The 13,777-nt window shown below is 70.0% G+C and carries 9 protein-coding genes; 1 reads left to right on the top strand and 8 read right to left on the bottom strand.

Annotated features, from left to right (window positions below; translation table 11 throughout):
* Positions 1-4 precede the first annotated feature (4 nt).
* The 5 genes from OG798_RS45175 to OG798_RS45155 are packed head-to-tail and all read right to left on the bottom strand — an operon-like array spanning position 5 to position 6,470.
* Positions 5-2,017, bottom strand: a complete 2,013-nt coding sequence (locus OG798_RS45175; RefSeq protein ID WP_328758944.1) for an endo-beta-N-acetylglucosaminidase — start codon at positions 2,015-2,017, stop codon at positions 5-7.
* Entirely contained in the window at positions 2,014-3,273 is a 1,260-nt protein-coding gene (locus OG798_RS45170) for a glycoside hydrolase 5 family protein (RefSeq protein WP_261685037.1), read from the bottom strand. Before OG798_RS45170 ends, OG798_RS45175 begins: the two co-directional genes overlap by 4 nt.
* 37 nt (positions 3,274-3,310) lie before the next feature.
* On the bottom strand, positions 3,311-4,228 hold the full coding sequence (locus OG798_RS45165) for a carbohydrate ABC transporter permease (protein ID WP_383120344.1): 918 nt from the start codon (positions 4,226-4,228) through the stop codon (positions 3,311-3,313).
* A gap of 44 nt (positions 4,229-4,272) precedes the next feature.
* The gene (locus OG798_RS45160; RefSeq protein WP_054234950.1) at positions 4,273-5,169 is read right to left on the bottom strand and encodes a carbohydrate ABC transporter permease; all 897 of its coding nucleotides are present in this window, start codon (positions 5,167-5,169) and stop codon (positions 4,273-4,275) included.
* An 8-nt stretch (positions 5,170-5,177) separates the two neighbouring features.
* Positions 5,178-6,470, bottom strand: coding sequence for an ABC transporter substrate-binding protein (locus OG798_RS45155; RefSeq protein WP_328758942.1), 1,293 nt, complete (start codon positions 6,468-6,470; stop codon positions 5,178-5,180).
* A gap of 220 nt (positions 6,471-6,690) precedes the next feature.
* Here OG798_RS45155 and OG798_RS45150 point away from each other — a divergent pair, with 220 nt between their 5' ends.
* Positions 6,691-7,734: a LacI family DNA-binding transcriptional regulator gene (locus OG798_RS45150; RefSeq protein WP_095851222.1), complete on the top strand. Its 1,044-nt coding sequence runs from the start codon at positions 6,691-6,693 to the stop codon at positions 7,732-7,734.
* 74 nt (positions 7,735-7,808) lie between these two features.
* Here OG798_RS45150 and OG798_RS45145 read toward each other — a convergent pair whose 3' ends face one another.
* From OG798_RS45145 to OG798_RS45135, 3 genes are read right to left on the bottom strand one after another with little or no spacing between them, the layout of a single operon-like run.
* Entirely contained in the window at positions 7,809-9,341 is a 1,533-nt protein-coding gene (locus tag OG798_RS45145) for an alpha-L-fucosidase (protein WP_328758941.1), read from the bottom strand.
* Positions 9,342-9,360: 19 nt separating this feature from the next.
* Entirely contained in the window at positions 9,361-11,256 is a 1,896-nt protein-coding gene (locus OG798_RS45140) for a family 20 glycosylhydrolase (protein ID WP_328758940.1), read from the bottom strand.
* Complete coding sequence (locus OG798_RS45135) at positions 11,249-13,588, bottom strand: alpha-L-fucosidase (RefSeq protein WP_328758939.1); 2,340 nt, start codon at positions 13,586-13,588, stop codon at positions 11,249-11,251. Before OG798_RS45135 ends, OG798_RS45140 begins: the two co-directional genes overlap by 8 nt.
* Positions 13,589-13,777: the final 189 nt, after the last annotated feature.

Below are 13,777 nucleotides of genomic sequence, written 5' to 3'. Positions count from 1 at the left end.
CCTGCTACCAGGTGTGGGTGGTCGTGGCGGCGGTCGAGACGGTGAACAGCTCCCCCACCGCGCGCACTTCGAACCCCCCGGACGACTCGCCCTGCTCGGCGGTGAGACCGCCGACGTAGAACGCGCTCTGGCAGGTGCCGCCGAGGAAGCGGCGGGTGCCGTCGGGGAGCGTCCGGTACAGCTCGTAATGGCGTACTGCGCCGGGGGCGCCCTGCCAGGCGAAGCGCAGGTTGCCGCCGTCGGCGCCGGTGACGCGCAGGTCGGTGGGTGCGGCGGGGGTGAGCATGGCATCACGCACCGCGAGCCCGCCGAGACGCCAGCGCACCGGACCACTGCTCGCCGTCAGCCGCACGCCCAGCGCGTGCACGGTCCCGGTGAGTCCGGTCAGCGGCACTGTGACGGTCTGCCAGCCGTCGCCCGAGGACGTGAGCGGGAAGTACGAGTACGGGGGCGCCCCGCCCGCCGCGCTCGGCTCGGCGGTGGCGACGGCCAGCTCCACGGCGGCGGCGCCCGCGTCCGTGCGGTAGGTGAGCTCGACCACCGTGTCCGCGGTGAGCGGCAGCCTCGTCGCGTACAGGTCCAGCGTGGTGGGCGCGTCGAGGGCGCCGTCGACGAGCAGGCTGCTTCCGCCCCGCCAGGCGTCCGCGAAGTCGAAGGTGACGGCGGGGCGCTGTCCGTTCGTCCGCACGACCCAGCGGCGGGAGGGCAGCCGGTCCTGGAGGCCGAGGTGGTTCCAGGGCTTGTCCGAGGTGGCCTCGCCGTCCTCGTACCACTTCAGCCCGTGGCCGGTGTTGAAGACGGTCGCGAACGGAAGCGAGGCGACCGTCGAGCGGTCGGCGACGGAGACGGCCGGGGCCCGCCAGCTCGCGCTCGTGCTGGGCTTGGAGGGGTCGAGCGAGGAGCCGGTCCAGAACAGGTCGTCGGCGGCGTGGAAGTCGCCGGGGGTACGGGTCGCGGGCAGGTGGTTGCGGGTCCACTCGGGCCGGTAGAGGCCGAGCGAGGTGACGTGGGCCTTGGTGCTCGGCACGATGGCGTCCCAATTGACGGACGCGCCGGTGCCATTGGCCTCGACGTCGACGCCCGCCCACAACTCGTAGGGACTGCGCCCGAGTTGCTGGGCGGTCGTCGCGGAGGAGGCCAGGCTGCTCTGCGACCAGCGGAAGTCGACGAACATGGAGTCGGCGGCCTGGAAGAACGTCTTGTTCTGGTTGTTCAGGGCGCCCTGCCAGCTCACCGAGCCGCTCACGGTCATCGCGTCGTACCAGGTGACGCGCTGACCCTGGGCCGTCCCGAGCGTCTTCAGTTCGTTCATGAAGCCGCGCATGGCGGCGGCGAGCGCGGTGTTCCCGCCGCTGGTCTCCGCGTTGATGAACCAGCCGTCGAAGCCGTACGCCGCCGCCACCGCGACGAGCTGCGCGGCGAGGGGGTAGTGCCCGGTGGAGTCCTTCTGCACCAGGTCGCGGGTCCACTGGAGCTGTCCGCCGTAGGCGACGGGCGGCAGGAAGACATTGCCGAGGACGGGCACGCCGTGCCGATGGGCCGCGTCGACGATCGGGGCGTTCGGCGCGAGGATCAGGCCCTCGCCCGCCGAGCCGCCCCAGAAGACGAGTTCATCCAGGTACGCCCAGTGGGTGAGGGCGTAGTAGTCGGCGGTGGCGGCGCCCTGCGAGGGGTTGCTCGACGTGGGGCCGAAGGAGACGAGGGACTGGATACGGGCCTGGCCGCTGCGGGCGGTCGTGTTGGCCGGGGTCGGCGCGAAGCGCGCGGCGAGCGGCACGGTCGAGGCGTTGAACGCGAGGTCGGCGTCGGTGGCGGCGCTCCATGCCTTGAGACTGCGCCAGGTGATGCCGGTGCCAGGGGTGCCCGAGGGCAGCGAGTCGGGGTACCAGTAGGAGGCGTACGGCGGTGCCGCGGTCGCGGCGGCCTCGGTCGCCGCGACCGCGGGCAGACCGGGCAGGGCGGGCAGCAGCGCGGCGGCCGCGCCGGCGAGCAGGACGGTGCGTCTGGTGGGGTTCACGAGCGGGTTTCTCCTTGTGTGAGGGGGAGTACCTGATCGGGACTGACGACTTCGGTGATGCCGCGCGCGGTGAGGTGTTCCTTGTCGTCCGCGCGCGCGTCGAGGACGGTGGTGGGGCGGGCGCCGTCGGCGGTGAGCCGGAAGAACGCCTCGAAGACGGGGCCACCCGGGGCGCAGAGCGAGCGGACGGCGGGGTCGGCGGGGACGATCAGCGCCGTGGTGCGGGGGGCGGGCGTGTGGTGGTGCTCGCGGGCCGCGCGGGCCAGCGCCCGCGCGCTGTCCTTGGGGCGCCGGTCGTTGGTCAACAGGCCTAGCCCGTATTCGAGTTCGGGGAAGTCGGCGAGGTCGCGCGAGACGTCGTGGGAGCACCACCAGGTGATGCCCCACAGGTCGGGGCAGTCCAGCGCGGCCGCGACGGTGGCCTCGGTGAAGGACGCGGCGTGCTCGGGCGGGATCAGGGGGGCGGGCGCGCCGACCTCCTGGAGCCAGACGGGCCGGTGCGGGTCGTCGGCCCAGGCCTTGCTCAGCTCGATCAGATACGCGGCGTGGTGTTCGGTCGGCACGGAGGTACGGCCGTGCCGCTGGGCGGTGCCGTTGAAGACCCAGGAATGTACGGCCGTGACGGCGCCGCGGCGGGCGGCCTGGGCCGGGGTGAACGGCATGTCGTCCTGGTACCAGGTGGCGTCGTACTCGGCGTGCAGATGCAGCCTGCCGGGGGCGCCCTCCTCGCAGGCGGCGAGCATCCGCTCCAGCCAGTCGTCGATCTGGGCGCTGCTCGCCCGGTCGGGGTCCGGATGGGGCGGGCCCGCCGAGAACTGGTTGACCTCGTTGCCGAGCGTCATGCCGATGAAGTGCGGGCGGTCGGCGAGGGCCGCGGCGAGCGTGCGCAGATAGGCCGCCTGGCCGTCGAGGACCTCCGGGTCGGTGAACAGGTTGCGCCGGTGCCAGGTCCGCGTCCACGCGGGCAGGAAGTCGAAGCTCGACAGGTGCCCCTGCAGACCGTCCACGTTGACGTCGAGCCCCCGCTCTCCGGCCGCGTCGACGAGCTGGAGCAGTTGCTCGACGGCGCGCGGGCGGATCAGCGCGCGGTTGGGCTGGAAGTAGGGCCACAGCGGGAAGACCCGGATGTGGTCGAGGCCCAGCGCGGCGATGGAGTCGAGGTCGGCGCGTACGGAGTCGAGGTCGAAGTCGAGCCAGTGGTGGAACCACCCTTCGCTGGGCGTGTAGTTGACGCCGAAGCGCACGGCAGAAGGCATGCGGGATCCTCGCGAAGCGAATCGGGGGTACGGGAGGTCAGCCCTTGACGGCGCCCTCCCCCACCCCGCGGAAGAAGTACCGCTGCAGGCAGGCGAAGAGGGCGATGAGCGGCGCCACGGCGATGATCGTGCCCGCGGCGACGAGCCGTTCGTCGTTGGCGAAGGTGCCGTGCAGATAGTTGAGGCCGATGGTGAGGGTGAACTTCGAGGGGTCGCTGAGCACGATGAGCGGCCACAGGAAGTCGTCCCAGGCGCCCATGAAGGCGAAGATCGCGACGACGGCGAGCGTGCCCTTCACCGAGGGCAGCGCGATCCGCAGGAACCGCTGCCAGGTGTTGGCGCCGTCCACGAAGGCCGCCTCCTCGATCTCGTACGGCAGGTTGAGGAAGGCGTTGCGCATCAGCAAAACGTTCATCGCGCCGATGCAGCCGGGCAGGACGACCCCGATGAGCGTGTTGTTCAGGCCGAGCTCACGCATGGTGGTGAACTGGGCGATGATGATGCCCTCGACGGGGACCAGCATCGCGAGGATGAAGACGAGGGTCGCCACGCGCCTGCCCCGGTAGCGCAGGCGGGCCAGGGCGTAGCCCGCGAGGGCCGAACCGACGCAGTTGGTGACGACGTTGGTGCCCGCGACCTTCAGGGAGTTGAAGGCGTAGTCCCAGACGGGGATGGTGTCGGCCACCCGCTTGTAGTTGTGCAGCGTGGGATCGCCCGGCAGGAACTTCGGCGGTGAGCTGAAGATGTCCTCGGTCGGGCCCTTGAGCGAGGTGGACAGCTGCCACAGGAACGGGCCGACGGTCAGGGCGAGGACGGCGAGCAACAGCAGGTAGCGCAGGGCGAGTTCCCAGCCGCGGACACGGCGGCCGTGCTCGTCGGTGATACGGCGCCGACGGGGCCCGCGCTCGGCCGGCGGACGCCGCTCGACGTCGCGCTCCTTCTCCAGCACGCTCACACGTCCCTCTTCCCGCGCGCTCACACGTCCTCCTTGCGGCGCGCTCACGCGTCCTCCTTGCGGTCGGCGCGCAGCACGAGCAGCATCAGCGCGACGGTGACGACGAAGACGACGACCGAGATGGCGGAGGCGTAGCCGACCCGGCCGGTCAGTCCGGTGCCGGTGCGCTGGACGAGCATGACGAGGGTGGTGTCCTCGCCCGCCGGGCCGCCGTCCGGGCCCGCCATCAGGTACACCTCGGAGAACACCTTGAAGGCGGCGACCGAGGAGAGCGCGGCGACCAGCACCATGGTGGAGCGGACGGCGGGCACGGTGACCGTGAGGAAGCGACGGACCGCGCCCGCGCCGTCGACCGACGCTGCCTCGTGCAGCTCGCGTGGCACGTTGGCGAGCGCGGCGAGATAGATGATCATGTAGTAGCCGAGGCCCTTCCAGACCGTGACGGCCATGGCGCTCAGCAGGAGCAGCCACTGGTCGCTGAGGAAGCCGACCCTGCCGACGCCGATCGACTCCAACAGCGAGTTCACCAGGCCGCGTTCGTCCAGGAGCCACACCCAGATCAGGCCGACCACGACGATGGACGCGACCACCGGGGTGTAGAAGGCCGACCGGAAGAAGGTGATGCCGGGGATGTTCTTCTGGACCAGCAGCGCGAGCAGCAACGGCAGCAGGACGAGCGCGGGGACGACCCCGAGGACGTACAGCGTGCTGTTGCGCAGCCCGATCCAGAACATGTCGTCGTGCAGCAGTTCGCGGAAGTTGGCGAGGCCCACGAACGTGCCCGGGATCAGGGTGCGGCGGTCGGTGAAGGCGTTGACCACGGTCGAGACGAACGGATAGAGGATGAACACGCCCACGACCAGGAGGCCGGGAGCGGCGAACAGCCAGGGGCTGGTCGGCAGTTGGCGCCGTACCCGGGCGGTGCTGGAGGAACTCGCCATGGCCCCGCTCAGCCCTGCTGCTTGAGCAGCGTGTCGCAGGCCTTGACAGCGTTGTCAAGAGCCGTCTTGGGGCTCTCCTTGCCCTGCAGGGCCTTCGCGACCTCGTTGCGCAGCGCGGTCTTCATCTGCTCGCTGAACAGGACCGGCGTGTAGTTGACCGCGTTCTTCAAGGACTTGGCGGCGGCGATCCGCACGCGGGTCTCGTCGGTGCCGTCCTCCTTGGTGAAGTACGGGTCGTCGAGCGAGCCCGCGGTGCTCGGGAAGATCGCGACCTTCTTGGCGAAGGACATCTGGTTCTGCGCGTCGGTGACGAAGTGCGCGAAGGCGACCGAGGCGGGGGTGTGCTTGGTGCGCGAGTTGACCATCACGCCCATCACGTACATGTTCACCTTGCCGGTGCTGGTGATCTGGTCCGTGATGCCGATGTTCTTGTAGAGGTTCGGGGCCTGCTTCTTGAAGTTGCCGAGGTCCAGGGCGCTGCCGGGGTTCATGGCGACGGCCTCGGTGAGGAACTTCTTGCCCGAGGACTCCGGGGTCGCGGTCAGCGCCTGCGGGTCGAGCGCCTTCGCGTCGTACAACTCCTTGTACTTGGTGAGGAGTTCGACTCCCTTGGCGTCGTTGAAGGCGAAGGCGGTGCCTTCCTTGTTCATCAGCTCGACGCCGTAGCGGCCGAAGTCCTCGACGGTGGGCACGTTGGCGAGGGTGGCGACCTTGCCGTCGCTCTTCTTCGCCAGCTGCAGGGCGTCGGCGAAGAGTTCGTCGTACGTCGTCGGCGGCTTGGAGGCGTCGAGGCCGGCCTCCTTGAACAGGGACTTGTTGTAGAAGAGCGGGCCGGTGTTGAGGTACCAGGGGAAGGCGTACGTGCCGGTCATGCCCGGTATCTGGTGGCTGGCCCAGGCGCCGTCCAGGTACTCCTTCTTGTACTGCCCGGCGGACTTGTCGAGGTCGAGGGCGAGGCCCGCCTTGGCGAGCGGGGCGACGAGGTCCGGCGAGACGTTGACGACGTCGGGCAGGGTGCCGCCGGCCGCGTCCGCGCTGATCTTGTCGGCGTAGCCCTCGGCGGGCTGGTCGACCCACTTCACATGGGTGCCGGGGTACCTCTTCTCGAAGTCGGCGATCACGCCCTCGAAGTACGGCTTGAAGTTGGCCCTCAGGTTCCAGGTCTGGAAGGTGATGTCGCCTTCGACCTTGCCGGAGGCGTCCGTCGAACCACTGCCGTCACTCCCGGAGCCGCAGGCACTCAGCGGCAGGAGGACGGCGACGGTGGCAGCGGCGGCGAGAGCTCTGCGGGAGATGCGCACGGATGGGGCTCCTCTTGCAGCAGGGATAACGGTGCCGGGGCAGACCTTGCAGCCAACTCGCCGGGCAAGTCAATGGATTTGGCTCAGCTAAATTCATTAGTGCCACAACATGGCTGGTCACAGACGTTCCCCCAGCCTCTTGCAATCGATCACTAATGCGCTTTAGATTGCCTCAGCTCAAGCGCATTAGTACACCAGCTCAGCAGAACGGGGAACAGGGTTGCCAGCCAAGCGGTCACCCGCGCGCCGACCGACGATGAAGGACATCGCACAGCGCGCCGGGGTCTCCGAGAGCGCGGTCTCCTTCGCGCTCAACGACCGGCCCGGGGTCTCCGAGATCACCCGCGACCGGGTCCGTCGCGTGGCCGAACAGCTGGGCTGGCGGCCGAGTACGGCGGCGCGCCAGCTGTCCGGCGAGGGCGCGGCGACGGTCGGTCTCGTGGTGGCCCGCCCCGCCGACACCCTGGGCGTGGACTCGTTCTTCCTGCAGCTGATCTCCGGCATCCAGGAGGTGCTGGCCGAGCGCCATCTCGGCCTGCTGTTCCAGGTGGTGGAGGACGTGGCCGACGAGTGCGGGGTCTACCGGCGCTGGTGGGCCGAGCACCGTGTGGACGGAGTCATGGTCGTCGACCCGCGGACCGACGATCCGCGCCCGGACCTCCTCGAGGAGCTGGGTCTGCCCGCCGTGGTGATCGGCGGTGTACCGGACGCGGGGCACCCGGGGATCTCCACCGTCTGGGCGGACGACGCGGGCGCGATGGCTGCGGTGGTGGACGAGCTGTACGCGCGCGGCCACCGTCGGATCGTGCACATCGCGGGCCTGCCGGGGCTCGCCCACACCGAGCGCCGGATCCGCACCCTGCGCGCGGAGGCCGAGCGGCGGGGGCTGACGGAGGTGCGCTCGGTCCCCACGGACTACTCGGACGCGGAGGGCGCCGCCGTCACCCGCCGCGTCCTGGAGAGCGGCACCCCGCCGACCGCGCTGGTCTACGACAACGACGTGATGGCCGTCGCCGGCGTCGCCGCCGCCACGGAACTCGGCTTCTCCGTGCCGGGCGACGTCTCGGTCGTCGCCTGGGAGGACTCGCCCCTGTGCCGCATGGTCAAACCCTGGCTGTCCGCCCTCTCCCGCGACACCGTCCAGTTCGGCCGCACGGCCGCCCAGGAACTCACCGCACTACTGGACGGCGGTCCGGCCCGGACGGTGCAGGTACCGGTGCCGCGGCTGATCGAACGGGAGAGTACGGGGCTCTGCGGGGCTTGAGCGGGTGAGGGGTGGACGCGGAGCCGGCGACGGTGCGGGGTGGACGCCGTGCGGGGCATCCACCCCCGTACGTGTCAGCTCCGTGAGCGATACAGCGCGAACTCCGCGATCCGCGCGGTCTGCCGTGCCCCCGTCACTCGAAGGCGCCAGTGCCGGGCCCGTACGGGCACCGGGAGCAGCAGGATCCGGCTCGCTCCGATCGTGCCCGCCCCGGCCACGCGGCTCCAGGCGCCCGCTCCGTACGCCTCGACCACGAAGCTCTCCACCTGCTGGCCGTGCCGGATGTCCTCCGCGAGCCGGATCCGGTCCACCTCGTGCTCCGTACCGAGGTCGACGGTGAAGATCCTCGGGGAGGAGCGGACCACGGCCCCACGGGACAGATCCTCCGGCAGCTCCGCCTCGACGCGTTCGCGGAACTCGCGCAGCCGCACCACGTCGGCGGCAGGCAGCAATCCCTGCGTGTCGGGTGGGATGTTGAGCAGCAGCACCGAGTTGCGGCCGACCGAGCGGAAGTAGATGTCGGTCAACTCGTCCACGCTCTTGGGCTGTTGGTCGGCGTGGTAGAACCAGCCGTCGCGGATGGACACATCGCACTCGGCCGGCCACCACTGGAGATAGTCGGCCACCGGCCGGGCCGCCACGAGCGCGGCCCGGCTGCCCTCGTCGGGTGCGTCGTAGGCCAGCGCGTAGTCCGTGCGGCCGTTGTCCTTCTCCGTGACCGGTACGACGCTCCACTCGTCCTCGCGGGCGAGCCCGCCCTCGTTGCCGACCCAGCGCACATCGGGCCCGGACACCGCGATCGAGGCGTCGGGGGCGAGGGCCCGCACCAGCGCGTACCAGCTGTCCCAGTCGTACTTCTCCACCTTGTCGGGCGGAATGCGGCCCTGTGCTCCGTCGAACCACACCTCGTCGACGGGTCCGTACTCGGTGAGCACTTCGTAGAGCTGGTTGAGCATATGGGCGCCGTAGTCGGTGGCGTCCAGCGTGAACGTCCTCGGGTTCGTACGGTCGTCGCCGTCGACGAGCGTCGGGACGGTGCGCTCCGTGCGCGCGCTGCCGTTGGCGTACACGCCGTGCAGGTACTGGTTCTCGTCGGCCGGTGAGACGTAGACGCCGACCTTGATCCCGTGGCGGCGCATCGAGTCGGCGAAGGAGCGCAGCACGTCGCCCCGCCCGCCGCGCCAACTGCTCGACGCCACCGAGTGGTCGGTGTAGCGCGACGGGTGCAGGACGAACCCGTCGTGGTGCTTGACGGTGAGGATGGCGAGCTCGAAGCCGCCGTCGCGCAGGGCGCGGGCCCACTGGTCGGTGTCGAGACCGACGGGCTGGAAGACGTCCGGGTCCTCGTCACCGGTGCCCCACTCCAGGCCGGTGAAGGTGTTCACGCCGAAGTGCAGAAAGGCGGTGCGTCCGAGGTTCTGCCAGGCGATCTGCCGTGCAGTGGGCCGGACTTGGGAGGCCTTGCGGACCAGGTCGTCCTCGGTGTCGGAGGGGCTGACGGGGATGCGGGAGGGAGCCTCGCCGGGGGCCGCGAGGGCGACGGATGTGCCGGTGGACGCGACGAGGGCGGTGGATGCCAGGACGAAGAGGCGTCTGGAGATGGCCATGGGGTCGGGTGTCCTCACCTCAGTGAATGGTCAACTGCCAGACGGAAGGCGGCTCTTGGTCCGGCGGGTACTGGAGGAGCCGCCCCGCGTCCGTCACGTGCACCGCCATCCGTGTGATCGCGTTGACGAGCCGGTATCCGCCGCCGCGCACCGGATCCAGCTCCCAGCGCTGCAAGGTGTCCGCGGCGACGCACGGCGATTCGGTCACCTCGACACCGGGGTCCAGGGGCACGTTCAGCGTGAGCTTTCCGCCGCTCACCTCCAGACAGCCGCCGCTCGTCGTGGACCGCAGGGTCACATAGCCGTCCGTGGTCCGCCGGACCTGGAGATCGACGGTCGCGGCCCCACCGCGGAAGGTGTACGTCCCTTCGGCCACCGGCACGCGGGTCAGGTCCCGCCACCCGGGCGCGTGCCCCACGGCCACACCGCGCGCGGTGAACTCGGCGTACGTCGGGTCGGGGTGTGCCGAGCTCCAGGTGACCTGGGCGAGGTGCCGCAGGGCCGGGTCCATGGCCGTCGCGACCTCGTTCTCGGTCTCCCCGCGCCCGTTGTCCGGCCAGAGGCTGATCTTCGCCCCGGTGACGCCCGCGCGTGAGGCGAGCTTCTCGCCCTCGAAACTGCGCGGGTCCCAGCTCTGGTCGTACAGCGCCTTCGTGTCGGTGTGGAAGCCGCCGCGGACGAGGTAGAGGGAGTAGGCGGCGTTCATCAACGGATAGCCTTGGGCGATGAGTCGGCTGGGCTTGGTCGCCACGTTCAGCCAGTGCTCGACCGTCGTACCGGCCGTGACGGGCACGGTATTGGCGCCGGTGAGACCGTCGTTCCAGATGCGCAGCTTCTTGCCCTTGGCCGCCGCGTAGGCCTGGACGCGGTTGACGAAGTCGATGAACGCGTCCTGCGGGGTGGCGTTCACGCCGTACCTGGCCCGTGCGTAGGCGAGGATCTGCGGGTACTCGGCGAAGTCGGAGCCGAGCATGTACTCGTCGGCGCCCATGTGCCAGGACCCGGACGTGAACACCTGCGCGTACTCGTCGATCAGGCTCGTGTAGTACGTGAAGGCCGCGTCCTGTGTGATGTCGAGCCGGGCCGGCTGTTTCATGCCGTCGGCGTCGGTGAGCTGGAGGTCCGGGCGGTTCTGGATCCAGGGGTCCATGTGCCCGGGCGAGTTGATCTCCGGGATGATCTCGACGTGGTACTTCTCGCCGAGGGCCACGAGCCGGCGTATCTCGTCCTTCGTGTAGTAGCCCCAGGTGTCGGCCTCGGGGTGGGCGTCGCTCTTCACCTTCAGTTCGAGCAGCAGCTGGTTGAGCTTGTGGTACGCCATGTCGCGTACGAGGTTCTCCAGCCAGGCCGTGGAGATGTGGACGTAGCAGGCGCAGACGCCGACACCGCGTTCCTTGTACTGGGGCACGTCGACCGTGCTCCCGGCGGGCACGCGGTCGCTCCGGGCGAGGAGCTGGAGGAGGGTCCGGGTGCCGTAGAAGGCACCGGTCTCGGCGGCGGCGGTCACCAACAGGTTTTTGCCCGCGCGCAGTTCGTAGCCCTCCGCGCCGAGCCGCGACAAGGAGGGGTCGACGCCGATCACGATGTCACCCGCGTGCGCACCCTGCCGCACGACGGGAACGGTGCCGTGGCCGGCCGCGCGCAGATCGTCGGCGAGGGTGTCCGCGACCCGGCGTGCCGCGGGGTCGCGCGCGACGATGCGGGATTCGGGGCCGAGGGAGTAACTGCCTTGTTCCGGTGTCCAGTTGGAGAGGGCGGGGACCGTGACGGGAGGCACCACCGCCGTCCACGCTTGCGCTGTTCGCGCCAGCGCCGGGACCGGCGTGGCGAGCGTCACCAGCAGCGCCACCACACCGCCGACGACCCTCCGGGTCCACCTGCTCCGAACGGACCGTGCGGCGCGTCGGTCAGCCATGCCATTCCACCTTGAACACCCACACGTACTGCCCCGCCTTGCGGGCCGCTTCCGGCACGTCGACGACCAGCGACCCGCCGCTCACCGTCCAGGTCAGCGGCCGGTCGTGACCGAGCATCGTCACCTTGTCCCCGCCGCGGATCGGCACCGGCGCCTCGACGGTCAGTGTGGCGCCGGGCTCGGTCAGCGAGTGGATGTAGAACGCCTCGTTCTGCCGGACCGTGAACCGCAGGTCCTCGCCGAGCTGCGCCATCCGCGACCAGTACGTGGTGTCGTAGATCGCCTCGCCGTTGGTCCTGAGCCAGCGGCCGGTCTCGCGCAGCCGGGTCTGCATGATCTCCGGGATGGTGCCGTCCGCGCGGGGGCCGATGTCCAGCAGGAAGTTGCCGTTCTTCGACACGATGTCGACCAGGCTCTGGACGACCTCCTCGGCGGTCATGTAGGCGGCGTCGGGGGTCGCCTTGTTGTAGCCGTAGCTGAAGGGGTCGAGTCCCCGGCTCGACTCCCACTTCGCGACGACCGTGTTCTCGTACGTCGTGTACTCGGGGGTGGTGAAGTCGTGGAAGCCGATGCCCGAGCGGTTGTTGACGGTCACCTCGTACGGCTTGGGTCTGTTCTTGCCGTGGTTGAAGTACTCGGCCAGGACATGGAGGCTGTCGTTCGCGCCGCCGATGTCGCACCAGATGAGGGACGGGTCGTAGCCGTGGATCAGTTCCAGCATCTGCGGGGCCTGATAGTCCTTCACATAGTCCTTGCCCGCCGTGTATCCGGTGTACGGGAGCGGCTCCAGGGTGTACGGGTTGCGCGGGGCGTGGCCCATCCACGGGTTGTCGGGGTTGAACCACTCGGGCATGGAGAAGTACAGGCCGCGGTGCAGCTCGGGCGTGAACTTCTTCGAGGCGTCGAAGAGTTCACGGATCAGATCGCGCTTCGGGCCCATCTTCACGGCGTTGCGGTCGGAGACCTTGGTGTCCCACAGGGCGAAGCCCTCGTGGTGCTTGGAGGTGAGGACGTGGTACTGGGCTCCCGCCTCACGGAAGAGTTCCACCCAGGCCCGGGGGTCGAACTTCTCCGCCGTGAACATCGGGATGAAGTCGTCGTAGGCGAAGTTCTCGCCGTATGTGTCCCGGTGGTAGGCGTACACCGCGTTGTCCGGACTCTGCAGGTGGTTCCAGTACCACTCGGCGTACTGCTTGCCGACCGGAGACCAGGCGGGCACCGAGTAGACACCCCAGTGGATGAAGATGCCGAACTTGGCGCGGTGGAACCAGTACGGGGCCTGGTGACCGGCGAGAGAGCTCTCGGTGGGCTGGTAGTCGGGCACGCCGAGGGTCAACTCGCGCCCGGCGAAGGTGACTTGCTGCCCACGTCCGGTGACGGTCACCTTTCCGTGCCGCGCGGTGCCCGGTGCCGTGCCCACGCGGCTGCGGATGCCGACCCGGACGCGCGCCTGCTCGCCGGGGTCGAGGCGGACGACGTGGGCGGGCTCGACGGTGCGGGCGCCCGGCACGTCGACGCCGACCGACACCCGGTCACCGGCGAGGACGGCGACCGTGCCCGCGTTGACGACCGTGGCCTCCACGCTCTGCGCGCCGCTCGACTCCAGCAGGGAGAAGGTGGAGTGCGCGTCCCGCAAGGCCAACGCCCGCCCCTGTGCCGCCGGTTGGAGGGAGAGGGCGAAGAGGTGGAGTGAGGCCTTCCCGGCCTCGGCGGGGTTGGTGGTCGGCAGGGTGAGGGCGACCGCCTCGCGCTGGGGGTCGATCCAGACCTCGGCCGTGCCGATCCCCACGCCGTGCTCGTCCTTCGTGCCGTCCGGCCGGTAGCGGTACGGGGCCGACAGCGACCCGCCCGTCGCGTACCAGTCCGCGCCGCCGAGCCCGGCGGTGGTCGTCGAGCCGTCGGCGTAGTGCACCGTGGCCCGGCCCGAGGCGTCGCCGTAACTGCCCGCGGTGAGGAAGTGGGCCGAGAGATAGCGCCCGCACGGGAGGTCGATGCGCTGGCCGAGGGCCACCACGTTGTTCCGGGCGCCCGCGGCGGCGGAGGGGAAGACGAACGCGATGCCGTCCACCTCGACGGGGCCCGCCGGGAGCTCCTCGCCGGGGAACGTGTACCCCGAGCCGTCGAAGCTGCCGCCGGGGGCGGCCGCCGTGTCGATGCCGTCGTTGTCGGTGTACGCGTCGAGCGGCACGGGGATCGGGTCGGGGACGGGAACCCACTGACCGTGTTGCTCGACCGCCGGTCGCGCTTCGGCCGTGGCCGCGAGGGGAAGAGTGGCCACGACGGCCACTCCGGCCGCGGCGCCCAGAACCTGACGTCTTGGATACGTGCTCATAGCGGCTCCAATTCATCGGATGTTTGATGATTGAGGCGCCACCAGATCCTGTCAATGGGGCGGGTAGGTGCGAAAGTTGAGCAAGTGATCGGATGATCTGCGACTCTGCGGAGATACCGGACAGGCGTGAGCGCGAAAGTCCAAGAAGACCGATCCGAATGTCCAAGGGCGACGGCTCTCGACGCGGCA

It is taken from the genome of Streptomyces sp. NBC_00271, from assembly GCF_036178845.1.
Lineage (GTDB): Bacteria > Actinomycetota > Actinomycetes > Streptomycetales > Streptomycetaceae > Streptomyces.
Note: the sequence above shows the minus strand (reverse complement) of the source record. Positions and strands in the feature narration are given on the sequence as shown.